The 20,615-nt window shown below is 56.7% G+C and carries 23 protein-coding genes; 7 read left to right on the plus strand and 16 right to left on the minus strand.

All coding sequences use genetic code 11. The features are described from left to right. Window positions 1-111: 111 nt before the first annotated feature. On the plus strand, window positions 112-390 hold the full coding sequence (locus IB226_RS14280; RefSeq protein WP_101763088.1) for a DUF2756 domain-containing protein: 279 nt from the start codon (window positions 112-114) through the stop codon (window positions 388-390). Here IB226_RS14280 and ugpQ read toward each other — a convergent pair. The 10 genes from ugpQ to IB226_RS14330 all read right to left on the minus strand — a co-directional run bounded on the left by ugpQ (window position 387) and on the right by IB226_RS14330 (window position 10,462). After that, the gene (gene ugpQ, locus IB226_RS14285) at window positions 387-1,130 is read right to left on the minus strand and encodes a glycerophosphodiester phosphodiesterase (protein WP_192236023.1); all 744 of its coding nucleotides are present in this window, start codon (window positions 1,128-1,130) and stop codon (window positions 387-389) included. The two genes, IB226_RS14280 and ugpQ, sit on opposite strands and share 4 nt — an antisense overlap. Further along, on the minus strand, window positions 1,127-2,200 hold the full coding sequence (locus IB226_RS14290; RefSeq protein WP_192236025.1) for a sn-glycerol-3-phosphate import ATP-binding protein UgpC: 1,074 nt from the start codon (window positions 2,198-2,200) through the stop codon (window positions 1,127-1,129). The genes ugpQ and IB226_RS14290 overlap by 4 nt, the downstream gene beginning before the upstream one ends. After that, window positions 2,201-3,046 carry a sn-glycerol-3-phosphate ABC transporter permease UgpE gene (gene ugpE / locus IB226_RS14295; RefSeq protein ID WP_101763091.1) on the minus strand — a complete coding sequence of 282 codons (846 nt, stop codon included), beginning with the start codon at window positions 3,044-3,046 and terminating at the stop codon, window positions 2,201-2,203. After that, window positions 3,043-3,930: a sn-glycerol-3-phosphate ABC transporter permease UgpA gene (ugpA, locus tag IB226_RS14300; RefSeq protein ID WP_192236027.1), complete on the minus strand. Its 888-nt coding sequence runs from the start codon at window positions 3,928-3,930 to the stop codon at window positions 3,043-3,045. The genes ugpE and ugpA overlap by 4 nt, the downstream gene beginning before the upstream one ends. A gap of 63 nt (window positions 3,931-3,993) precedes the next feature. Continuing rightward, window positions 3,994-5,310 (minus strand): sn-glycerol-3-phosphate ABC transporter substrate-binding protein UgpB, encoded by a 1,317-nt coding sequence (ugpB, locus tag IB226_RS14305; protein ID WP_192236029.1) that lies wholly within the window; start codon window positions 5,308-5,310, stop codon window positions 3,994-3,996. A gap of 284 nt (window positions 5,311-5,594) precedes the next feature. After that, window positions 5,595-6,308, minus strand: coding sequence for a high-affinity branched-chain amino acid ABC transporter ATP-binding protein LivF (gene livF / locus IB226_RS14310; RefSeq protein WP_192236031.1), 714 nt, complete (start codon window positions 6,306-6,308; stop codon window positions 5,595-5,597). A gap of 1 nt (window position 6,309) precedes the next feature. Continuing rightward, entirely contained in the window at window positions 6,310-7,077 is a 768-nt protein-coding gene (gene livG, locus IB226_RS14315; RefSeq protein ID WP_110868131.1) for a high-affinity branched-chain amino acid ABC transporter ATP-binding protein LivG, read from the minus strand. After that, complete coding sequence (locus IB226_RS14320; protein WP_192236033.1) at window positions 7,074-8,345, minus strand: high-affinity branched-chain amino acid ABC transporter permease LivM; 1,272 nt, start codon at window positions 8,343-8,345, stop codon at window positions 7,074-7,076. The genes livG and IB226_RS14320 overlap by 4 nt, the downstream gene beginning before the upstream one ends. Beyond that, a complete protein-coding gene (livH, locus tag IB226_RS14325) occupies window positions 8,342-9,268 on the minus strand; it encodes a high-affinity branched-chain amino acid ABC transporter permease LivH (RefSeq protein WP_101763097.1) in 927 nt (308 codons plus the stop codon). Before livH ends, IB226_RS14320 begins: the two co-directional genes overlap by 4 nt. 66 nt (window positions 9,269-9,334) lie before the next feature. Beyond that, window positions 9,335-10,462 (minus strand): branched-chain amino acid ABC transporter substrate-binding protein, encoded by a 1,128-nt coding sequence (locus IB226_RS14330; protein WP_061718403.1) that lies wholly within the window; start codon window positions 10,460-10,462, stop codon window positions 9,335-9,337. 191 nt (window positions 10,463-10,653) lie between these two features. Between IB226_RS14330 and IB226_RS23345 the strand changes: the two genes are divergently transcribed. Next, window positions 10,654-10,779, plus strand: a complete 126-nt coding sequence (locus IB226_RS23345; protein WP_255526491.1) for a hypothetical protein — start codon at window positions 10,654-10,656, stop codon at window positions 10,777-10,779. 85 nt (window positions 10,780-10,864) lie between these two features. Further along, window positions 10,865-11,251, plus strand: a complete 387-nt coding sequence (panM, locus tag IB226_RS14335) for an aspartate 1-decarboxylase autocleavage activator PanM (RefSeq protein WP_192236041.1) — start codon at window positions 10,865-10,867, stop codon at window positions 11,249-11,251. Window positions 11,252-11,346: 95 nt separating this feature from the next. On the opposite strand, the gene rpoH is transcribed toward panM, so the two are convergent. The 4 genes from rpoH to ftsY all read right to left on the minus strand — a co-directional run bounded on the left by rpoH (window position 11,347) and on the right by ftsY (window position 15,536). Further along, entirely contained in the window at window positions 11,347-12,204 is an 858-nt protein-coding gene (gene rpoH / locus IB226_RS14340; RefSeq protein ID WP_064737937.1) for an RNA polymerase sigma factor RpoH, read from the minus strand. A gap of 239 nt (window positions 12,205-12,443) precedes the next feature. Further along, window positions 12,444-13,427 (minus strand): permease-like cell division protein FtsX, encoded by a 984-nt coding sequence (gene ftsX / locus IB226_RS14345; RefSeq protein ID WP_101763100.1) that lies wholly within the window; start codon window positions 13,425-13,427, stop codon window positions 12,444-12,446. Beyond that, a complete protein-coding gene (gene ftsE, locus IB226_RS14350; protein ID WP_008109888.1) occupies window positions 13,417-14,085 on the minus strand; it encodes a cell division ATP-binding protein FtsE in 669 nt (222 codons plus the stop codon). Before ftsE ends, ftsX begins: the two co-directional genes overlap by 11 nt. Before the next feature lie 5 nt (window positions 14,086-14,090). Continuing rightward, window positions 14,091-15,536, minus strand: a complete 1,446-nt coding sequence (gene ftsY, locus IB226_RS14355; RefSeq protein ID WP_101763101.1) for a signal recognition particle-docking protein FtsY — start codon at window positions 15,534-15,536, stop codon at window positions 14,091-14,093. 232 nt (window positions 15,537-15,768) lie between these two features. Between ftsY and rsmD the strand changes: the two genes are divergently transcribed. Then, a complete protein-coding gene (gene rsmD / locus IB226_RS14360; RefSeq protein WP_101763102.1) occupies window positions 15,769-16,365 on the plus strand; it encodes a 16S rRNA (guanine(966)-N(2))-methyltransferase in 597 nt (198 codons plus the stop codon). Beyond that, window positions 16,355-16,624: a DUF1145 family protein gene (locus IB226_RS14365; protein WP_008109883.1), complete on the plus strand. Its 270-nt coding sequence runs from the start codon at window positions 16,355-16,357 to the stop codon at window positions 16,622-16,624. The genes rsmD and IB226_RS14365 overlap by 11 nt, the downstream gene beginning before the upstream one ends. 40 nt (window positions 16,625-16,664) lie before the next feature. Here IB226_RS14365 and IB226_RS14370 read toward each other — a convergent pair whose 3' ends face one another. Beyond that, the gene (locus IB226_RS14370) at window positions 16,665-17,021 is read right to left on the minus strand and encodes a DUF2500 domain-containing protein (RefSeq protein WP_101763103.1); all 357 of its coding nucleotides are present in this window, start codon (window positions 17,019-17,021) and stop codon (window positions 16,665-16,667) included. Between the two features lie 164 nt (window positions 17,022-17,185). Between IB226_RS14370 and IB226_RS14375 the strand changes: the two genes are divergently transcribed. Both IB226_RS14375 and IB226_RS14380 read left to right on the plus strand, forming a co-directional pair. Then, complete coding sequence (locus IB226_RS14375) at window positions 17,186-17,815, plus strand: lysoplasmalogenase (RefSeq protein ID WP_101763104.1); 630 nt, start codon at window positions 17,186-17,188, stop codon at window positions 17,813-17,815. Between the two features lie 92 nt (window positions 17,816-17,907). Then, window positions 17,908-20,184 carry a zinc/cadmium/mercury/lead-transporting ATPase gene (locus tag IB226_RS14380; RefSeq protein ID WP_192236043.1) on the plus strand — a complete coding sequence of 759 codons (2,277 nt, stop codon included), beginning with the start codon at window positions 17,908-17,910 and terminating at the stop codon, window positions 20,182-20,184. On the opposite strand, the gene tusA is transcribed toward IB226_RS14380, so the two are convergent. Further along, a complete protein-coding gene (tusA, locus tag IB226_RS14385; RefSeq protein WP_192236045.1) occupies window positions 20,181-20,426 on the minus strand; it encodes a sulfurtransferase TusA in 246 nt (81 codons plus the stop codon). The two genes, IB226_RS14380 and tusA, sit on opposite strands and share 4 nt — an antisense overlap. Window positions 20,427-20,615: the final 189 nt, after the last annotated feature.

Genomic DNA, 20,615 nt, shown 5'->3' on the forward strand with positions numbered 1-20,615 from the left:
GGCGCACTCCTGGATCATAGGTTTGTGATATCGCATAAACTTATGGCTGCAGCGCGTGTTGCCACTTTGGCAGCATCAGCACACAGCAGGCTGCATGAATGGAGGAAGACCATGAACAAATGGCTAATTGTGATCGCAGCATTGCTGCCGTTAAGCAGCATGGCAAATACGTTGAACAGCACCAACGATCCGAACAAACCCGGCTTCAACCCGAGCCAGCAGCGGATGCAGTCGCAGATGCAGAATCAGCAGCAACAGCAGAAGCTCAGGTTGCAGCAGAATCAGCAGCAGCAAAGTCAGGATGTCCAGCGCAAGGTGCAGGAACAGCGGGATAGCGCCCAGCAGCGGGTGATTCAGTCGCAGCCGGGCCAGAAACAGCAGCAGAACTAGCGGAAGTCGGGACCGATAATATCGATGCGGTCGGTGCAGATAGCATCGACGCCCCAACTCAACAGCTCGCGCGCCCGCGCGGGCTGATTCACGGTATACACCAGAATATGCAGACCGGCCGCTTTCAGCTGCGCGGTGCGTTTGGCGTCGAGTAATTTGTGTTTGAGATGGATCGACACGCAATCCAGACGCGCGGTCAGCGCCTGCCAATCGTCGTGCCACTCATCCAGCAGCAACCCGCGCGGCAGTTCAGGTGCTGCCTCCATCGCCGCCTCCAGCGCTGCGTAAGAGAAGGAGGAGAGCAGCGGCGCGGTTTGTCCTTGCCACAGTTCGCGTGCGGCCAGCGCCACATTGCGGCCAGTTTCCACCTCCTGCCCGGTGGTGGGTTTGATCTCGATGTTCGCCATCATCTGATGCTGGCGACAACGCTCGGCCACTTCGCTTAGCAGCGCCAGCGGTTCGCCCTGGTAATCGCGGCTAAACCAGCCGCCGGCATCCAGCTGTGACAGCTTATGCCACGACAGCGCGCCCGCCACGCCCCAACCGTTGCTGGTGCGATCCAGCGTATCGTCGTGCAGCAGGAAAATCTGCTTATCTTGCGACAGCTTGGCATCAAACTCGATCATGGTATGACCGTGCTGCGCGCCGACATCAATCGCCGCGAGGGTATTTTCCGGGGCCAGTTTGCCGCCGCCGCGATGCGCGACAATGTGCGGATAAGGCCAGTTGTGTTGACTCATTCCAGACGCTTTCCATAGGTTGAATCGAAGAAGTGTAACGCATCTGACGGCAGATGCAGCCACAAGGTGCTGCCCGCCAGCGGGCGCTCGCTGTGCGGCAAACGAACCACCATGCGCGCGTTACCGATGCGGCCGTGCGCCAGATTGTCCGCGCCGAGCATCTCCAGCGTTTCTACCACCAGCGGAATGCCGCCCGCATCGCGGCTGCTGAGCTTAATGTGTTCGGGACGAATGCCGAGCGTCAGCGGGCGATTGGCCCATTTGGCTCTGCTCTCGCCCAGCAGCAAGCTGTTAAGCGCATCCAGCGTGAAACGCGTGCCGTCGCTGCTGATTTGTCCTGGCAGCAAATTCATGGCAGGCGCGCCGATAAACGAGGCAACAAACTGGCTGGCCGGACGCTCGTAGACTTCCACCGGCGTGCCCACCTGCTCCACCACGCCTTTGTTCATGACCATCACGCGTTGCGCCAGCGTCATCGCTTCTACCTGGTCGTGCGTCACGTAGATGCTGGTGGTTTTCAGGCGGCGATGCAGCTGTTGCAGCTCAAGACGCATCTGCACGCGCAGGCGCGCATCCAGATTCGACAGCGGCTCATCAAACAGGAAAACCGCCGGTTCACGCACGATAGCGCGCCCCATCGCCACGCGCTGACGCTGTCCGCCCGACAGCTCACGCGGGCGGCGATGCAGCAGATGATCCAGCTCGAGGCTGCGCGCGGCTTCCATCACGCGCTGATCAATCTGCACTTTGCCCATGCCGCGAATTTTCAGGCCATACGCCATGTTTTCGCCCACCGTCATGTGCGGATAGAGCGCGTAGTTCTGGAACACCATGGCGATGCCGCGATCTTTCGGCTCCATGTGGGTGACGCGTTTGTCGTCGATGTAGATGTCGCCCGACGATACGCGCTCAAGGCCCGCCACCATGCGCAGCAGCGTCGATTTACCGCAGCCGGAAGGGCCGACCATCACCATAAATTCGCCATCGTTAATGGTGATATTCAGGGGCTGAATGATCTGATTTTTTCCGTCGTACGATTTGGTAACGGTCTGAAGGGTTACGCCTGCCATTTATTTATCACTCTCTACCAGGCCACGCACAAACGCACGTTGCATCACGAGTACCACCACCACCGGTGGAATCAGGGTTAATAACATTGCCGCCATCACTTCATTCCACTGCGTCGGCCCGCCGCTGCTGTTGATCATGCTTTTCACTCCGGCGACGGCGGTGCTGAGGCTGGCATCGTTGATGATCAGCAGCGGCCACAGATATTGGTTCCAGCCGTAGATAAAGGTGATCACGAAGAGCGCGGCGAGATTGGTTTTGGACAGCGGTAACACAATGTCCCAGAAGAAGCGCATCGGGCTGGCACCGTCGATACGCGCCGCCTCAATCAGCTCGTCCGGCAGTGACATAAAGAACTGACGGAACAGGAAAGTGGCCGTCGCCGATGCCATCAGCGGCAGCGTTAGGCCGCTGTAGCTGTCGAGCATATTCAGCGTCGAAATCACTTCCACCGTTGGGAAAATACGCACTTCCACCGGCAGCATCAGGGTGATGAAAATCAGCCAGAAAAACAGCGAGCGCAGCGGGAAGCGGAACCACACCAGCGCGAAGGCGGAGAGCATCGAGACGCTGATTTTGCCAATGGTGATGCCAAGCGCCATCAGCAGGCTGTTGAGCATCATCATGCCAAATGCCGGGCCGTTGCCATTCACGCCATGCGTCCAGATGCGCGCGATGTTCTCCCACAAATGCGTGCCCGGCAGCAGCGTCATCGGCACCTGATACACCGCCTCATTATCCAGCGTCGCCGCGACAAAAGCGATGTAGAGTGGGAACAGGATGGTCAGCACGCCCAGCACCAGCAAGGTGTGGCTAAAGATGTCCAGCCCGCGTCGATTCTCAATCATTGGTATTGCACCTTACGCTCGACAAAGCGGAATTGCAGGATAGTCAGGCCAATCACCAGCAGCATCAGCACCACCGATTGCGCGGCGGAGGAAGAGAGATCCAGCCCGGTGAAGCCTTCGCGATAGATTTTGTAGATCAGCGTGGTGGTGGTCTGCACCGGCCCGCCGCCGGTGGCGGCATCGATCACCGGGAAGGTATCAAAGAAGGCGTACACCAGATTGACCACCAGCAGGAAAAAGCTCACCGGCGTAATCAGCGGCAGGGATAAATTGAAGAAGCGACGCACCGGACCGGCGCCATCGATCGCTGCCGCTTCCACTAGCGATTTGGGAATCGACTGCAGCGCGGCGAAGAAAAACAGGAAGTTGTAGCTCATTTGCTGCCAGATCGACGCCAGCACAATCAGGAACATCGCCTGGCCGCTGTTTTGCGCGTAGTTCCAGTTGTAGCCCATTTGGTTCAGCAGATGGCTGAACAAACCGAGGCCCGGATTAAACAGGAACATCCACAGCACCGCCGCTACTACCGGCGCCACCGCGTATGGCAGCAGCAGCAAGGTTTGGTAAAGCTTGCGCAGGCGAATCACGTAATCCACCAGCGCCGCCAGCAGCAGGGAAAAGGTCATGCCGCAAATCGTGACCAGCGCACTGAATTCAATGGTGGTCCAAAAGGACGCCAGATAGTACTCGTCGCTGAACAGGCGTTTAAAGTTCGCCATTCCGACGAATGTGCTGGAGATGCCAAAAGGATCAATGCTTTGCAGCGAATACCACAAGGCTTCACCGGCTGGCCACAGAAAGAAGATGGCCGTGATCACCAGTTGCGGCAGCAGCAGCAAATAGGGCAGAAAACGGGAGCGAAATACCGGGCGCGATGAGGACATAGCAGGCTCAATCCAAGAGAAAAATCGGGGCGAACACCTGGCGTCGGCCCCGAGATAACAGCGTTACTTCACTTGCTGCTCAAAACGGCGCAGCAGTTCGTTACCGCGCTTCACAGCGTTATCCAGCGCGGCTTGCGGCGCCTGTTTGCCGGTCCACACGCTTTCCAGCTCTTCGTCCACGATGGTACGAATCTGTGGCATGTTGCCCAGACGCATGCCTTTGGTGAACGGCAGCGGATCTTTGTTCAGCATCTGACGCGTAGCGATGTCTGCGCCGGGATTCTTGTCATAGAAGCCCTGTTGTTTGGTCAGTTCGTATGCGGCAGTGGTGATAGGCAGGTAACCGGTTTTCTGGTGCCATTCGGCAGCGATTTCCGGCTGTGCGAGGAACTTCATGAACTCCGCCGCGCCTTTGTAGGTGTTGGCATCTTTGCCTTTCATCACCCACAGGCTCGCGCCGCCAATGATGGCGTTTTGCGGTGCGTTCGGAACGGTTTCATCGTACGGCATCATGCCTACGCCGAAGTTAAATTTGGCGTAGTGTTTGATGTCGGCCAGCGAACCGGAAGACGCGGTGGTGATGCCACAATCGCCGTTGTAGAACTTGGCGGTGGATTCATCTTTGCGACCGAAGTAGGTGAAATCCCCCTTCTTGTTCATCGCTTCCAGCATTTCGATATGGCGCACCTGCACCGGCTTGTTGAACTCCAGCACCGCATCGGTACCGTCAAAGCCGTTGTTTTTGGTGGCGACCGGCAACGCGTGCCAGGCGCTGAAGTTTTCAATCTGAATCCAGCCCTGCCAGCCGCTGGCGTAACCGCAGGTCAGGCCCGCTTTGCGCAGCGCTTCGGCGTCTTTCGCCAGCTCCTGCCAGGTTTTTGGTGGCTGATCCGGGTTCAGACCGGCTTTTTTGAACGCATCTTTGTTGTAGTACAGCACCGGCGTGGAGCTGTTGAACGGCTGCGAGATCAGCTGGCCTTTGCTGTCGCTGTAGTAACCGGCAACGGCTGGCACGAACTGTTTCGGATCCATCTGCACGCCGGCGTCTTTAAACACCTGGTTGACCGGCACGATAGCTTTCGACGCCATCATGGTCGCCGTACCGACTTCATACACCTGCAGCAGCGCTGGTGCTTTACCGGCGCGCACCGCCGCGATACCCGCCGCTAAGCTCTGCTCGTAGTTGCCTTTGTATGTCGGAACGATTTTGTAATCGGGATGAGCCTGGTTAAAACGTTGTGCCAGAGAATCAACTTCTTTGCCTAACTCGCCTTCCATTGAGTGCCAGAAAGGGATCTCAGTTGCAGCCAGCGCATTACCGCTGAGCGCCAGGCCGAGCACGACACTCATCAGGCGGGGACGAAGCGTAAAAGCGGACATAAGGTTTTTCCTGTGCTGTTAAGTACGCGCGAATGCGCGCATTTTTTAGTTCGCGACGTAACATGACACGGGGAAATGACGGATTAATAACAGGTTTATGACGGGGATGTGACAGGTGGGTTAGGAGTGCTGGCTGGTGCGTGCTCGCTGTCCCCCTCCTCGGTCCTCCCCCATTAATGGGGGAGGAAGATGCTGCTATATGTGAGTTGGGAGTGGCATGTGGCAGCGTCTCCTTCCCCCCGCTTGCGGGGGGAAGGCCGGGATGGGGGACAGCGAGCACCAACTTAAGCGCCTAAATAAGCACTCCGCACCGCTTCGTTGGACAGCAGCGCTTCGCCGCTGTCCTCCAGCACCACGTGGCCGTTCTCCAGCACATAGCCGCGATCTGCCAGCTTCAGCGCCTGGTTGGCGTTCTGCTCGACGAGGAAGATGGTCATGCCCTCTTTACGCAGCTGCTCAATGGTGTCGAAGATCTGCTGAATGATAATCGGCGCCAAACCCAACGACGGCTCATCCAGCAGCAGCAAACGCGGCTGGCTCATCAACGCGCGACCAATCGCCAGCATCTGCTGCTCACCGCCAGACATGGTGCCCGCGCGCTGTGCTTTACGTTCTGCCAGCCGTGAAAACAGCTGATAAACGCGATCGATACGCTCCAGATACTGCTGACGCGTGGCGAAAAAACCGCCCATCGCCAGGTTCTCTTCCACCGTCATGCGCGAAAACACCCGACGGCCTTCCGGCACGATGGCAATCGCTTCACGCATGATTTTCGCGGTTTGCCAGTCGGTGATTGTTTTACCATCAAAGGTGATGATGCCGCTGGTGGCGCGTGGTTCGCCACACAAGGTGCCGAGCAGCGTGGTTTTACCCGCACCGTTGGCACCGATCAGCGTGACGATTTCACCCTGATTGATGTGCAGATTAATGTTATGCAGCGCCTGAATCGGACCGTAATGGGCGCTGACATTCTGCAAAGTTAAAATCGGGTTTGCCATGTTACGCCTCACCTAAATAAGCACGGATCACATCCGGATTGTTACGCACCTGTTCCGGCGTGCCGTTAGCCAGCGGCGTTCCCTGATTTACCACGTAAATGCGGTCAGAAATGCCCATCACCAGCTTCATATCGTGTTCAATCAGCAGCACGGAAACCTTGTGCTCACCGCGCAGTTCGGCGATCAGCTCATCAAGTTCGTGCGTTTCACGCGGGTTAAGACCGGCCGCCGGTTCATCCAGCATCAGGATTTCCGGACGCGTCACCATGCAGCGCGCAATCTCCAGACGACGCTGCTGACCGTAAGCAAGGTTACCCGCCTGACGGTTAGCCAGATCCAGCAAACCGATGCGTTCAAGCCAGGTTGCCGCGCGATCCAGCGCTTCGCTCTCACCGCGACGGAAAGCCGGGGTTTTGAACAAGCCGGAGAACACGCCGCTTTTCAGGTGCTGATGCTGTGCCACCAGCAGGTTCTCAATCACCGTCATTTCACGGAACAGACGCACATGCTGGAAGGTACGCACAATGCCCATACGCGCAATCTTCTGGCCCGGCAAACCTTGCAGCTGCTGATCGCGCAGTTTGATGGTACCGCCGGTCGGTTTGTAGAAACCGGTCAGGCAGTTGAACACCGTGGTTTTACCGGCACCGTTCGGACCAATCAGCGAAACAATTTCCTGTGGATGCAGCTCAAGCGCCACGTTGTTGACGGCTAACAGGCCGCCGAAGCGCATCATCAGGCCTTCAACGGCTAATAAAGGCTGACTCATGCCTGCTCTCCTTGTTTACTGCTTTTCATCTTCAGATGCGGACGCTTCATCGGCAGCAGACCTTGCGGACGCCAGATCATCATCAGCACCATCAAACCGCCGAGCACCAGCATGCTGTACTCGTTCAAATCACGCATCAGCTCGCGTGATACCACCAGCAGAATCGCTGCAAGGATCACTGCCAGCTGCGAACCCATGCCGCCCAACACCACAATCGCCAGCACAAAGGCCGATTCGACGAAGGTGAAGGATTCCGGGCTGACGAAGCCCTGACGAGCGGCGAACAGCGTCCCCGCGAAGCCTGCGAACACGGCGCTGATGGTGAAAGCGGTCAGCTTGATGCGCGTTGGGCTCAGGCCGAGCGAACGGCAGGCGATCTCATCTTCACGCAGCGCTTCCCACGCGCGGCCCAGCGGCATACGCAGCAAACGGTTGATCACAAACAGCGTCAGCACCACCAGCAGCAGCGCCACCAGATAGAGGAAAATCACGCGGTCGCTGGGATCGTATTTCAGGCCAAAGAAATCATGGAAAGTGCTCCAGCCGCCTTCACTGACGCGGCGGCCAAACTCCAGACCAAACAGACTTGGCTTGGGAATCTGCGCGATGCCGTTCGGGCCGCCGGTGATCGCGGTATTATTCAGCAGCAGAATACGCACGATTTCACCGAAGCCGAGCGTGACGATCGCCAGATAGTCACCGCGCAGGCGCAGCACCGGGAAGCCGAGCATCAGGCCAAACGCACCGGCGACTAAACCGGCCAGCGGCAGACTTTCCCAGAAACCAAAACCGTAATAGTGATTAAGCAACGCGAAGGTGTAAGCGCCGATGGCGTAGAAACCGCCGTAGCCCAGCACCAGCAAACCAGACAAACCCACCACCACGTTCAATCCGAGCCCGAGCATTACGTAGATCAGCGTCAGCGTGGCGATATCGACGCTGCCGCGCGAGACCAGAAACGGCCAGATAACGGCGGCGGCAATCACCAGCGCCATCAACAGCTTCTGCTTTGGCGTTGATCCATCAAAACCCGGCAGAACAAAACCTTTGCCACTGCGTTTGAATTTACCCTGCACCAGCGGACGCAGCAGCTGGAAGACAAACACCACCGCACAACCCATGAAGATCCAGTTCCAGCGCACCGCGCCCGCATTGGCGGCCACCAGTTTGGTGCCGTCCAGATCGAGGCGCACGCCCATAAAGAAAGTAGCGAGAATCAGCAACATCACCGTGGAGATCACGGCGTTGACCAAACCGAGGCGTTTCATACTTTCTCCACCTCCGGACGGCCAAGAATCCCGGTTGGCATCACCAGCAGCACCACAATCAGCAGCGCGAAGGAGACCACATCTTTATACTCGGTCGACAGATACGCCGAGGTCAGCGCTTCTGCAATGCCCAGCACCAAGCCGCCAATCATCGCGCCCGGAATACTGCCGATGCCGCCCAATACTGCGGCGGTGAAGGCTTTCATCCCGGCCATAAAGCCGATGAACGGGTTAATCGAGCCGTAGAATTGACCGAGCAATACGCCCGCCACCGCCGCCATCGCCGCACCAATGATAAAGGTGAGAGAGATAACGCGGTCGGTGTTGATGCCCAGCAGGCTGGCCATTTTCAGGTCTTCTGCACAGGCGCGGCAGGCGCGGCCCATGCGCGAATAACGGATAAACAGCGTCAGCGCCAGCATCGACAGGAAGGTCACCACCCAAATCACCAGTTGCATGGTGGAGAGCGTGGCCGCAAAGCCGTTGCTCTCGCCCAACGTCCACTGGCCGGTGATCAGGCTTGGCAGCGCAAGATCGCGCGAGCCTTGCGTCAGGCTGACGTAGTTTTGCAGGAAGATCGACATCCCGATCGCGGAGATCAGCGCGATCAGGCGCTTGGACGATCGCACCGGCCGGTACGCCACGCGCTCGATGCTCCAGCCATAGGCGCTGGAGATGATCACCGCCATCACGAAACCGGCGGCGATCATCAGCCACGAGGTATCGATACCCATCATCATCAGGGCGGCAATCACGATAAAGGAGACATAGCTACCGATCATGTACACCTCGCCGTGGGCGAAGTTGATCATGCCGATAATGCCGTAAACCATGGTGTAACCGATGGCGATCAGCGCGTAGGTGCTCCCGAGGGTCACCCCGTTGAACATCTGCTGAATAAAATAAAGAAACTGCTCGGACATAGTGAGGACCTGCTCTGGAGCTGAATAATTCCCTCTCCCGCGTGCGGGAAAGGGAATTTTGGGGGATTACTTAACTGCGGTAGAAGAGCCGTCTTTGTGCCATTTGAAGACACCAAATTCGAAGCCCTTCAGGTCACCTTTCTCATCCCAGTTCAGGTTGCCCATCACGGTTGGAACGGCAGCGCCCTCTTTCAGGTTCTTCGCAATCGCATCGGGCTCATCGCTCTTGCTGCGTTCGATTCCGGCCACCAGCGACTGAATCGCCGCGTAGGTGGTCCAGACGAACGGACCGGTTGGATCTTTGCGGTTAGACGCGGTGTTGGCTTTAATCGCATCAACAATCGCCTTGTTCTCTGGCAGCTGGTCATAACGTTTCGGCAGGGTCACGAACAGGCCTTCAGACGCATCGCCAGCGATGTTAGACAGAGAAGCATTGCCCACGCCTTCCGGACCCATGAAGCCGGCATTCAGGCCAGCGGATTTTGCCTGACGCAGAATCTGGCCCAGCTCCGGGTAATAGCCACCGTAGTAAACGAAATCGACGTTTTCTTTCTTCAGACGCGCAATCAGCGTGGAGAAGTCTTTATCACCGGCGGTGATACCTTCAAACAGCACCACGTTGCCGCCTTTGGCTTTCAGGGTTTTCTGCACCGATTCCGCCAGGCCCTGACCATATTGCTGTTTGTCATGCACCACAGCGATACGTTTTGGCTTGATGTGGTCGAGGATGTAGGTCGCCGCCGTTGGGCCCTGATCGGAATCCAGGCCAGTAGTACGCAGCACGTCAGCATAGCCACGTGCAGTCAGTTCAGGCGCGGTAGCGGCTGGGGTGATCATCAGCACGCCTTCATCGTTATAGATGTCTGAAGCTGGCTGAGTAGAGGAGGAGCACAGATGGCCGATAACGTATTTGATGCCGTCGTTAACCACTTTGTTGGCAACCGCAACCGCTTGTTTCGGGTCACAGGCATCGTCATATTCCACGCCAACCAGTTTGTCACCGTTAACGCCGCCTTTGGCGTTGATGTCCTTAATCGCCTGCGCGGCACCGGTAAACTGCATGTCACCGTACTGCGCGACCGGACCGGTTGATGCGCCTACGATGGCAATTTTGATGTCTTTAGCCAGCGCCGCATGGCTCATCGCCAGGGCAACGCAGCCCGCCAGTAATGCGCGTCCTTTACTCATTTTCATGCGAACTTCCCCATCTGTTGTGTCGTGTATGTTGTGATTGTTTATTTTCTGCCAGTCAAAGAGGAAAACTCATTCTGCAATAATGGGTTAGCGCGCTTTTCTGGCATTTATAGGTAATAAGGCTTTATTTTTCAGGTTATTAAACAGGAACTTTCTTCTGTAAATCAACTGACATATTCAGAATTGACTGAGTGGATCAGCAGAATCGTCTGGTTGTTATGGCCGATTTTTCAACAGGATACCAGCGCGTTATGCTGGCTTTTTCAACTATCGTTGATGGCTTACTCCACAATCCTGGCAAACTGACCGGCATTTGACCTATTTTCATCAGAAAAAAGTGACAGCGCTCTGACTGTCTAAATTCGCTACACTATCGCCTTTGCACTAGTACAGGTATTAGGTATGAAGCTGACAATCCAGCGCTTAGCATCGTTAACCGCTCAGGATCGTATCGATTTAGCTAAAGTCTGGCCGGAAATCGATATTGTGCAACTGGAAGCACAACTCAGCGACACGCAGCGTTTGTATGCGGCGCGTTTTAACGACCGATTACTGGCGGCGCTGCAGCTGACCCTCAGCGGCACGCAGGGGAAAATTACCCACCTCAACGTTCGCGAAGTCACGCGTCGACGTGGCGTGGGGCAATACTTGCTGGAAGAGACGATCGCGCAGAATAGCGCGTTAGCAGATTGGTGGATTGCCGATGACGGCGACGCCGATCAGGGGGTGCGTGCGGCGTTTATGCAGGCTTGTGGTTTTCGTGCGCAGGCTGATGGTTGGGTACGTTGAAAGGATGTCGCGCAGAATGTCTGAGCATGTTGCGTAGCGACCAGGTAATAAAAAGGGCGACTTAAAAGTCGCCCCGTTTTTCCACCCGATCACTATCAGGCTTCAATCGCCACACGCAGTTTCTTCATGGCGTTCTTTTCCAGTTGACGCACGCGCTCCGCAGAGACGCCGTATTTGTCGGCCAACTCCTGCAGCGTGGTTTTGTTGTCATCGTCCAGCCAGCGGGCACGGATAATGTCCTGACTACGCTCGTCGAGGCTCAGCATCGCATCGCTCAGCTTATCAGCCGCATGTGCATCCCAGTTGTCCTCTTCGATGCCATCGGCAAAGTCAGAGGTTTTATCCTGCAGATACAGCACCGGCGCCATCGCTTTGCCTTCGCCTGCTTCGTCATCAGACGACATGTCGAAAGTCATATCCTGCGCAGCCATGCGCGATTCCATTTCCAGCACGTCTTTACTGCTCACGCCCAGCTCGCGTGCGACCATTTCTACTTCGTCCTGGTTAAACCAACCGAGACGCTGTTTGCTTTTACGCAGGTTAAAGAACAGCTTGCGCTGCGCTTTGGTGGTCGCGACTTTCACGATACGCCAGTTACGCAGCACGTATTCGTGAATCTCTGCTTTAATCCAGTGCACGGCAAACGACACCAGGCGCACGCCGACTTCAGGGTTGAAGCGACGCACCGCCTTCATCAGGCCGATGTTACCTTCCTGAATCAGGTCCGCCTGCGGCAAGCCGTAACCGGAGTAGTTACGAGCAATATGAACAACAAAGCGCAGGTGAGACAGGATCAGCGTCTTTGCTGCATCCAGATCGCCCTGGTAATGCAGCCGCTCAGCCAATGCTTTTTCCTCTTCTGCCGTCAACACCGGCCAGTTGTTGGCAGCCCGAACGTAAGATTCCAGGTTACCCAGAGGAGCAATCGCTAAAGTTTGCATTTCTTTGGTCATTCAAACCCTCACAAATTCAATGGACTTGCTGCACAGTTCCTTGCGCAAACGCTACATTATGTCAACGTCGCGAAAAAACCAGAAGCAATCTGTGCTACTTGGACGACAAAGTTATCCACAAGTTCAAATATAGCAGTGAATATTTTACACACAGATGACGGCGGGGGATATAGGAGAATTCCTCTGCTCCCAGGTCGTCGGCAGCAGAGGAAGAGTATAGCAAAAAACGTTGCTTTTGGTTACTGCGGCGTAAAACGGCGTAAATGTTGCACTGTTGCCAGCCAGGCGGCAATCCAGCCGATGATGGCGGCGATCAGCAGTAACAGCAGCCCTTCATCCCAGGAGAAACCCTCCAGCACAAAGGTGGTACCGAATACGGTTGCTACTTGCGCCACCACCGATTGCAGGCGCAACACCAGCACTTCCGAGAGCAGCAGCGACAGCACCGCACCGCCCAAACCTAACAGCGCACCGCCGTACAGGAATGGACGCAGGATAAAGCCGTCGGTGGCACCAATCAGCTTCTGCACGTTAATTGTATCGCGCCGCGCAAAGATGCTGAGCCGCACGCTGTTGCCGATCACCAGGAACACCGCAACCACCATCAGCAGGCCAATCATTGAGGCAATCTGTCCTACCAGCCCGGTTAGCGCCGCTAAACGCGCGAACCAGCTGTCATCCATACGCACTTCATCAACGCCCTGCACTTTAGATACGCGATCGCGTAGATTCGCCATGGTGTCCGAATTCTGGAAATTAAGTTTCGGCGTGATGATGGCCACCGCCGGCAGCGGATTCTGCTCCAGCATGTCCATCGAACCACCAAAACCAGACCAGTTGCGGAACTCATTCAACGCTTCTTCACGCGTCAGATAGTTGACGTTGTCCACGCCATCGAGCTGCTTGAGCTGCGCGGTGACGTTCTCCGCCGCGGTGTCATCCAGCGCTTTATCCAGATAAACCGTTAGCTGCGGCGCGGGATACCACTGCGTCGCCGCCTGGCTGACGTTCTTCCACACCATGTAGCACACGCTCGGCAGCGTCAGGGAGATGGCGATCACCATCACCGTCAGCAGCGTCGCCAGCGGCTGACGCCACATATCCGACAGCGTGCCGCGCAGCGCATAGCGCCACTGTTCCTGCCAGCCGCCTTTCAGCGCCTTGCTTTTAGAGGGCTGTTTCGCTTTCGGCGCTGGTGCGCGCTTGTTGCGTTTATTGACCATCGTGGCCTCCGTGCAGACGTCCCTGATTGAGCGTCATCACGCGGTAATTCCGGCGTGCAATCAGCCCGACATCGTGCGTTGCCATTAACACCGTGACACCAACGCGGTTGAACTCTTCGAACAGGCGCAGGATATCTTCCGACAGCGCATTGTCGAGGTTACCGGTGGGTTCATCCGCCAGCAGCACCGCAGGCTTGTTCACCACCGCGCGGGCAATGCCGACGCGCTGCTGTTCACCGCCAGAGAGCTGAATCGGATAGCTTTTCGCTTTGTCGAGCAGGCCGACTTTATCCAGCGCGGCCGACACGCGCCGACGAATATCTTCGCCGCTGGCACCGGAAATAATCAGCGGGATCGCCACGTTGTCGTAGACCGAACGATCCATCAACAAATGGTGATCCTGGAAAATCATGCCGATTTGACGTCGCAGGAAAGGCACTTCGCTGTGACGCAGACGCGAAATATCGTGGCCGCTAAACCAGATCTGCCCGGCGCTCGGGCGCTCAATGCCACAAATCAGCTTTAGTAAGGTACTTTTCCCCGCACCGGAATGGCCGGTCAGGAACGCCATTTCGCCGGGACGCAGATGGAAATCCACTCCCTGCAGCGCCTGACGTCCTCCCAGGTAAGCTTTACTGACCTCTTCAAAGCGAATCATCCCAATCATTCCTCTCGGGCAAACAGTGCCTCAATAAAGTCTGCGGCCTTAAACGGCCGTAAATCCTCGATGCCTTCCCCAACACCGATATAACGAATCGGAATGCCGAACTGATCGGCAACCGAGAAGATCACGCCACCTTTGGCGGTTCCGTCCAGTTTCGTCAGGGTGATGCCGGTCAGGCCCACCGCTTCATGGAACAGTTTGGCCTGGCTGATAGCGTTTTGCCCGGTGCTGGCGTCGAGCGTCAGCATCACTTCATGTGGCGCATCTTCGTCCAGCTTCTTCATCACGCGGGTAATTTTCTTCAGCTCTTCCATCAGGTGCGATTTGTTCTGCAGACGACCCGCGGTATCGGCGATCAGTACATCCACATTGCGCGACTTGGCTGCCTGGATGGCGTCAAAAATCACCGAGGCAGAATCTGCGCCGGTATGCTGCGCCACCACAGGAATGTTGTTGCGCTGGCCCCAGACCTGCAGCTGCTCAACGGCGGCGGCACGGAAGGTATCGCCCGCTGCCAGCATCACCGATTTGCCCTGCGCCTGATACTGACGCGCCAGCTTACCGATGGTGGTGGTTTTACCCACGCCGTTGACGCCCACCATCAGGATGACGAATGGCGTTTTGCCACCCACTTCCAGAGGCTGATCCACTTTTTCCAGAATACCGGACATTTCCGCTTTCAGCAGGCCATACAGCGCTTCCGCATCGCGTAGCTGCTTGCGGTTGGCCTGTTGTGTCAGATTGGTGATGATGCGGCGGGTGGTTTCGACGCCAACGTCGGCAATCAGCAGCTGCTCTTCCAGCTCTTCAAACAGATCGTCATCGATTTTCTTGCCGCGGAACAAGCTGATAAAGCCCGAACCGAGGTTTTCGCGGGTTTTTACCAGGCTGCGTTTCAGTCGGGCGAAGAAGCCCTCTTTGGTCGGACGCTCCTGCTCCTGCGCGATGATTGGCGCAGCGGCCAGCGGCAGATCGCTCACGGTATCCTGCGTGGCTTCGGCTAGCTCAGCATCTTCCGCATAGGTTTCCGCTAACGCCAGCGCTTCCAGTTCTTCGTCAGTTAATGGCGCTTCTTCGTGCAGTTCAGGCTCATCAATTGCCAGCTCTTCCAGCTGCGGCTCTTCTTCGATAGGTGCCACATCCGGCGCTGCTATCTCTTCTGGCAGCACCTCTTCAACGATTGCGGTAACCGGCTCAGGTTCCTGCGGCTCGATGACCGGCTCTTCAATCAGTTCCGGTTCAACCTGCTGCTGTTCCGCCACCTGTTCGGTGACGGCGACGGTTTCAACAGCCTGCGCTTCGGCGCGATCGAGCGCACTCTCTTCAACGGCAGGCTCAGCGACCACCTCGGCAGTTTGCTGCTGCTCTTCAGCAGGTTGTTGCGTCTCTTCTTCTTTGCCAAAGCCTAACCAGGAAAAAAAGCCGCGTTTTTTCTCTTTTGCCATTGTGTGACCCTACTCCTCGATGGCTTATTCCCGGTAGCACGCTTGTTCCCAGGGGATAAAATATTCAATTTTAAGCGGGTGAGCGGCGTAAAAATCAGGTAATTACGCGCGCTATACCAACTCAGTAGTCTAACACTTTCCAGCCAGCGCACCACAGCACCCTTTTTTAACGTTTCTTCTGCCCGCTACGCCCGTTAAACTACGCAACAAAATATGACGAGTTGTGAGCGAAATGAGTAAATCCCCCCGCAGCAGCAGCGCTGGCCAGATCCGCATCATTGGCGGTCAGTGGCGCGGCCGTAAATTACCGGTGCCGGATAGCGCAGGTTTGCGCCCGACCACCGATCGTGTACGTGAAACCCTGTTTAACTGGCTGGCGCCGGATATTCAGGAAGCGCGCTGCCTCGATTGCTTCGCCGGCAGCGGCGCGTTAGGGCTGGAAGCGCTGTCTCGCTATGCCGCGTCGGCCACGCTGCTGGAGCTGGAGCGTTCGGTGGCGCAACAGCTGTCACAGAATCTGCAAACGCTGCGTGCTACGCAGGCAAAAGTGGTGCAAACCAACACGCTGCAGTGGTTAAGCCAGCCGGGCGAACCGTTTGACGTGGTGTTTGTTGACCCGCCTTTCCGTAAAGGGCTGTTACAGGAAACATTGTCGCTGCTGGAGCAAAATGGCTGGTTAGCGGCTGAAGCGCTGATTTATGTCGAGAGCGAAGTGGAAAACGGCACACCTGTCGCACCCGCAAATTGGGATTTGTACCGCGAGAAGATTGCCGGTCAGGTGGCTTATCGCTTATATCAACGCCAACAGGAGACGCACGATGTGGCTTAATTTGGGACGTTTGCTGATGATTTGCGTCTGGGCCTTTTTATTGCTTAATCTGGTGCAACCTTTCCCAACGCCGCTGCGCTATTTCGTGCACGTGGCGCTGTTCTTTATGGTGATTATGCACGGCCTGCAGCTAGTGTTGCTGCGCGCCACCCAGCCCAAAGACGCCCCAAAACTGAGCGGCGTAACCCAGGCGAAGATCTTCTTTTTTGGCGTGTTTGAGCTGCTGGCGTGGCAGAAAAAGCATTATCCGAAGATGTAGTTTCGTGCGGTTTATAGCCAGGTCGCCATGAATGGCGGCCCTATTGGGCCGGAGTAAAACTCACAAAACGCGTGCCTTTCATCTTCAACTCGCCCTTCGCGCCTTTATCGATCTGGTGATACTGGTTCGCATTCACCGTCACTTTAATATCGCTGGCACCGTTCAACGGATGGAACCAGGCTTCATATTTCATCTCTTCCGCCACAATCTCTTCACGCTGACGTGAACGGCGATTGGGCGACGGAAATTCGCGTTTGGTTTTCACTTCCACGCTCAGCGAGCGCACCGGCGAGGCATCGTTCACCGCCGTTTCGCGGCGCTGTTTAATAAACTGACGGGTCGCCAAAACGGCAATAATGGCCAGTACGATGAAAAAGATTAGCGGTGGTTTGCTCATGATTTATCTCGTGCTTTGCGTTAATTCGGAACGGGTAAAGACGACAAAGCATACAACCAGAGTCGGCTGATTGTCACATTTGGCGCCGGTAACTTACACTGAGAGGGTGATTTTGGGAAAATTCATCAAACTGGCGGACATTTCGTCCAGAAAAGGGAGAAAACATGCTTTGGTCTTTCCTTGCCGTACTTTTTTCCGGCTGGCTTTACGTCGATGCTTCATATCGCGGTCCGCAATGGCAACGCTGGCTATTTAAACCTGTCACCTTGCTGTTACTCGTTGCCTGGGCGTGGCAAGCGCCAACCTTCAACACTACCGATTATTTGATTCTGGCCGGGCTGGTTGCCACGCTGGTGGGTGACGCGTTAATGCTGTTACCGCGTCAGCAAATGCTCTATGCGCTGGGCGCATTCTTCCTGTCGCATCTGCTGTACACCATCAGTTTTGCCGCACACATGACCATGAGTTTCTTCTGGCCGATTCCCCTCACCTTCCTGATCATTGGCGTGATCGTTATCGGGATTCTGTGGAGCAAACTGGAAGATCTGCGCTGGCCTATCTGCACCTTGATCGGCATGACGCTAGTGATGAACTGGATGGCGGCGGAGAACTACTTCTTCCGTCCAACTGACTTCAGTTTCTCGCTGCTGGTGGGTGCCGCGTTGCTGCTGTTAGCCAATATTGTCTGGTTTATCTCGCATTATCGCCGCCGTTTCAGCGCCGATAGCGCCATCGTCGCCGCTTGCTACTTCGCCGGTCACTTCATGATTGTGCGTTCACTGTGGCTCTACTGAAGATAACCTTACCTTCCGCTTGACTCTGGAGTCCACTCCAGAGTGTAGCATTAGGGCGCGGGCATCAGCCCGCCCCTGATTCCGGAGGTTACATGCATCAACATGCTCACCCTTGCCGCTGTGGCAAATCACACCGTCAGTCACAGCCGCTGTGCTCGATTCGCAGCGTAAAACCCGCAACATTGAACATCTCCGCGGCGCAGCCCATCACGCCAGAGAGCGATTGCGGCTGCTGTGACAGCGACAGCGGATCGCCAGGCGGCGAAAGCGACGCCGAAAGCGACAGGCCCGCCCTCTCTTCACATCAATTCCGCTGGCAGATTGCGGGCATGGATTGCCCCAGCTGCGCGCGTAAAATCGAAACCGCCGTGCAACGTGTACCGCAGGTTCAGCAAGCACGCGTGATTTTTGCCAGTGAAAAACTGGTGGTCGATGCCGACCAGGATATCCGCGCCACCATCGAACAGGTGGTGAAAAATGCCGGCTTCGCGCTGAGCGCCAGCGATTCCCCATCGCCTCCACAACCCGAAAGCCGCTGGCAGGAAAACGCCGGTTTGCTGCTGCTTGGCGGAATGATGCTCGCCAGTTGGCTGCTGAGCCAGCTTTCGCCGGTTTGGGGCGATCGCCTGTTTATCGCCACCACGTTGTTAGGTTTAGCGCCGATCGCGCGCAGCGCCTGGAAACTGCTGCGTAGCGGTTCGCCGTTCAGCATTGAGATGCTGATGACCATTGCCGCCGCTGGTGCGCTGGTGATTGGCGCGCACGCCGAAGCCGCGATGGTGCTCCTGCTGTTTCAACTGGGTGAACGCCTCGAAGCGTACGCCGCCACACGCGCACGCCTTGGCGTCACCGCGCTGATGGCGCTGCGTCCCGCTACCGCCACGCGCATTAACGGCACACAGCGGGAAAACGTCCGCTTAGAAGCGCTGCAGCCCGGCGATGTGATTGAAGTGGCGGCCGGCGGACGTTTACCGGCCGATGGCGAACTGCTGCACGCCAGCGCCAGCTTTGATGAAAGCGCGCTGACCGGTGAATCGTTGCCGGTGGCGCGTGAGCCAGGCGAACAGATCATGGCCGGTGCCACCAGCCTTGATCGTCTGGTGACGCTGAAAGTCCTTTCCCAGCCGGGCCAAAGTGCCATTGACCGCATCCTGCAACTGATTGAGGAAGCCGAAACCCATCGTGCGCCGGTTGAGCGCTTTATCGATCGCTTCAGCCGCATCTATACGCCCGCCATTATGCTGCTGGCGCTGCTGGTGATGGTGCTGCCGCCGCTGCTGGGTTTTGGTGCGTGGTTGCCGTGGATTTATAAAGGGCTGACGCTGTTGCTGATTGGTTGCCCTTGTGCGCTGGTGATCTCCACGCCAGCCGCCATCACTTCCGGCCTGGCTGCTGCCGCGCGTCAGGGCGCGCTGATCAAAGGCGGCGCGGCGCTGGAGCGCCTCAGTCGCGTGAGTATGATGGCGTTCGATAAAACCGGCACGCTGACCGCCGGTAAACCGCAGATCAGCCACATCCAGCCATTTGCCACGATGGCGGAAAACAACTTGCTCACCATCGCCGCCGCCGTTGAACAGGGTTCCACCCATCCGCTGGCGCGGGCGATTGTCAGCGAGGCCGAGCGGCACGCGCTCACGCTTCCGCAAGCTGTACAGCAGCAAACGCTGGCCGGCAGTGGTATTCGCGCTGCGATAGATGGCGTGACCTATCAACTGCTGACGCCGCGCGAAGTCAGCCATCTTGATAATGCACAACAGCAGCAGATTGCTCAGCTGGAAGCGCAAGGCCAAACTGTGGTGCTGCTGTTGCAGGAGCAGCAGGTTCTTGGCGCGTTAGCCTTGCAGGATCAGTTGCGCACTGAAGCCCTCAGCGCGCTGTCTGAACTGAAGAAGCTTGGTGTTAACAGCATGATGCTGACCGGCGACAATCCACGCGCGGCTGCGGCCATTGCCGCTAAGCTCAACATCGATTATCGCGCAGGTTTACTGCCCGCCGATAAAGTTGCGGCGGTGAGGACGTTAGGCACACAGCACGCATTGGCAATGGTCGGCGATGGCATTAACGATGCGCCCGCCATGAAAGCCGCCACCATCGGCATTGCGATGGGCAGCGGCACCGATGTGGCGCTGGAAGCCGCAGATGTGGCATTAACGCAAAATCAGCTGGCGATTCTGCCGCGCACCATTGTGCTGGCACGGCGCACGCGTGCCATCATTCGTCAGAACGTGGCGCTGGCGTTGGGATTAAAGGCGATTTTTCTGGTCACCACGCTGCTCGGCTTCACCGGTTTGTGGCTGGCGGTCTTAGCGGATTCCGGTGCCACCGCACTGGTGACAGCCAACGCGCTGCGCTTGCTGCGTCAGCGTTAGGCGCCTTTTTTAATCAGAAACTGGTACGGCAAGCTTTCGGTCTGCTGTGCCAGCAACTCATGCTCCATAAAGCGGCAGAAACCAGGGATATCGCGCGTGGTGGCGGGATCGTCAGCAATGATCAGCAAGGTTTCACCGACCTGCATGCTGCGCACGGTTTTACGCACCATCATTACCGGCTCCGGGCAGCGCAGGCCAAGGGCATCAAGCTGATGGTCTGGCGCAGAAAAGGGATCGCTCATGATTCTCTGTCAGTTGTTAGGGATGGGCGCTCATTCTAGCGCGCGAATAAGCCAACGCAAGGCGATAACGATTGCGTTAAAATTAACCATTGCATAAATTGCGCAACGCGTTAAGATGCCGCCGATTTTTTATTTACCACCGTGCCAATGCACGAACCTGGGTTCCCTCACCCCATCACTAAAAAGGCT

This window comes from Pantoea sp. PNT03, assembly GCF_014852515.1.
Taxonomy (GTDB): domain Bacteria; phylum Pseudomonadota; class Gammaproteobacteria; order Enterobacterales; family Enterobacteriaceae; genus Pantoea; species Pantoea leporis.

Coding starts and splice junctions, on each gene's coding strand:
- IB226_RS14280 (WP_101763088.1), top strand. CDS start 112: ATGAACAAATGGCTAATTGTGATCGCAGCATTGCTGCCGTTAAGCAGC.
- ugpQ (WP_192236023.1), bottom strand. CDS start 1,130: ATGAGTCAACACAACTGGCCTTATCCGCACATTGTCGCGCATCGCGGC.
- IB226_RS14290 (WP_192236025.1), bottom strand. CDS start 2,200: ATGGCAGGCGTAACCCTTCAGACCGTTACCAAATCGTACGACGGAAAA.
- ugpE (WP_101763091.1), bottom strand. CDS start 3,046: ATGATTGAGAATCGACGCGGGCTGGACATCTTTAGCCACACCTTGCTG.
- ugpA (WP_192236027.1), bottom strand. CDS start 3,930: ATGTCCTCATCGCGCCCGGTATTTCGCTCCCGTTTTCTGCCCTATTTG.
- ugpB (WP_192236029.1), bottom strand. CDS start 5,310: ATGTCCGCTTTTACGCTTCGTCCCCGCCTGATGAGTGTCGTGCTCGGC.
- livF (WP_192236031.1), bottom strand. CDS start 6,308: ATGGCAAACCCGATTTTAACTTTGCAGAATGTCAGCGCCCATTACGGT.
- livG (WP_110868131.1), bottom strand. CDS start 7,077: ATGAGTCAGCCTTTATTAGCCGTTGAAGGCCTGATGATGCGCTTCGGC.
- IB226_RS14320 (WP_192236033.1), bottom strand. CDS start 8,345: ATGAAACGCCTCGGTTTGGTCAACGCCGTGATCTCCACGGTGATGTTG.
- livH (WP_101763097.1), bottom strand. CDS start 9,268: ATGTCCGAGCAGTTTCTTTATTTTATTCAGCAGATGTTCAACGGGGTG.
- IB226_RS14330 (WP_061718403.1), bottom strand. CDS start 10,462: ATGAAAATGAGTAAAGGACGCGCATTACTGGCGGGCTGCGTTGCCCTG.
- panM (WP_192236041.1), top strand. CDS start 10,865: ATGAAGCTGACAATCCAGCGCTTAGCATCGTTAACCGCTCAGGATCGT.
- rpoH (WP_064737937.1), bottom strand. CDS start 12,204: ATGACCAAAGAAATGCAAACTTTAGCGATTGCTCCTCTGGGTAACCTG.
- ftsX (WP_101763100.1), bottom strand. CDS start 13,427: ATGGTCAATAAACGCAACAAGCGCGCACCAGCGCCGAAAGCGAAACAG.
- ftsE (WP_008109888.1), bottom strand. CDS start 14,085: ATGATTCGCTTTGAAGAGGTCAGTAAAGCTTACCTGGGAGGACGTCAG.
- ftsY (WP_101763101.1), bottom strand. CDS start 15,536: ATGGCAAAAGAGAAAAAACGCGGCTTTTTTTCCTGGTTAGGCTTTGGC.
- rsmD (WP_101763102.1), top strand. CDS start 15,769: ATGAGTAAATCCCCCCGCAGCAGCAGCGCTGGCCAGATCCGCATCATT.
- IB226_RS14365 (WP_008109883.1), top strand. CDS start 16,355: ATGTGGCTTAATTTGGGACGTTTGCTGATGATTTGCGTCTGGGCCTTT.
- IB226_RS14370 (WP_101763103.1), bottom strand. CDS start 17,021: ATGAGCAAACCACCGCTAATCTTTTTCATCGTACTGGCCATTATTGCC.
- IB226_RS14375 (WP_101763104.1), top strand. CDS start 17,186: ATGCTTTGGTCTTTCCTTGCCGTACTTTTTTCCGGCTGGCTTTACGTC.
- IB226_RS14380 (WP_192236043.1), top strand. CDS start 17,908: ATGCATCAACATGCTCACCCTTGCCGCTGTGGCAAATCACACCGTCAG.
- tusA (WP_192236045.1), bottom strand. CDS start 20,426: ATGAGCGATCCCTTTTCTGCGCCAGACCATCAGCTTGATGCCCTTGGC.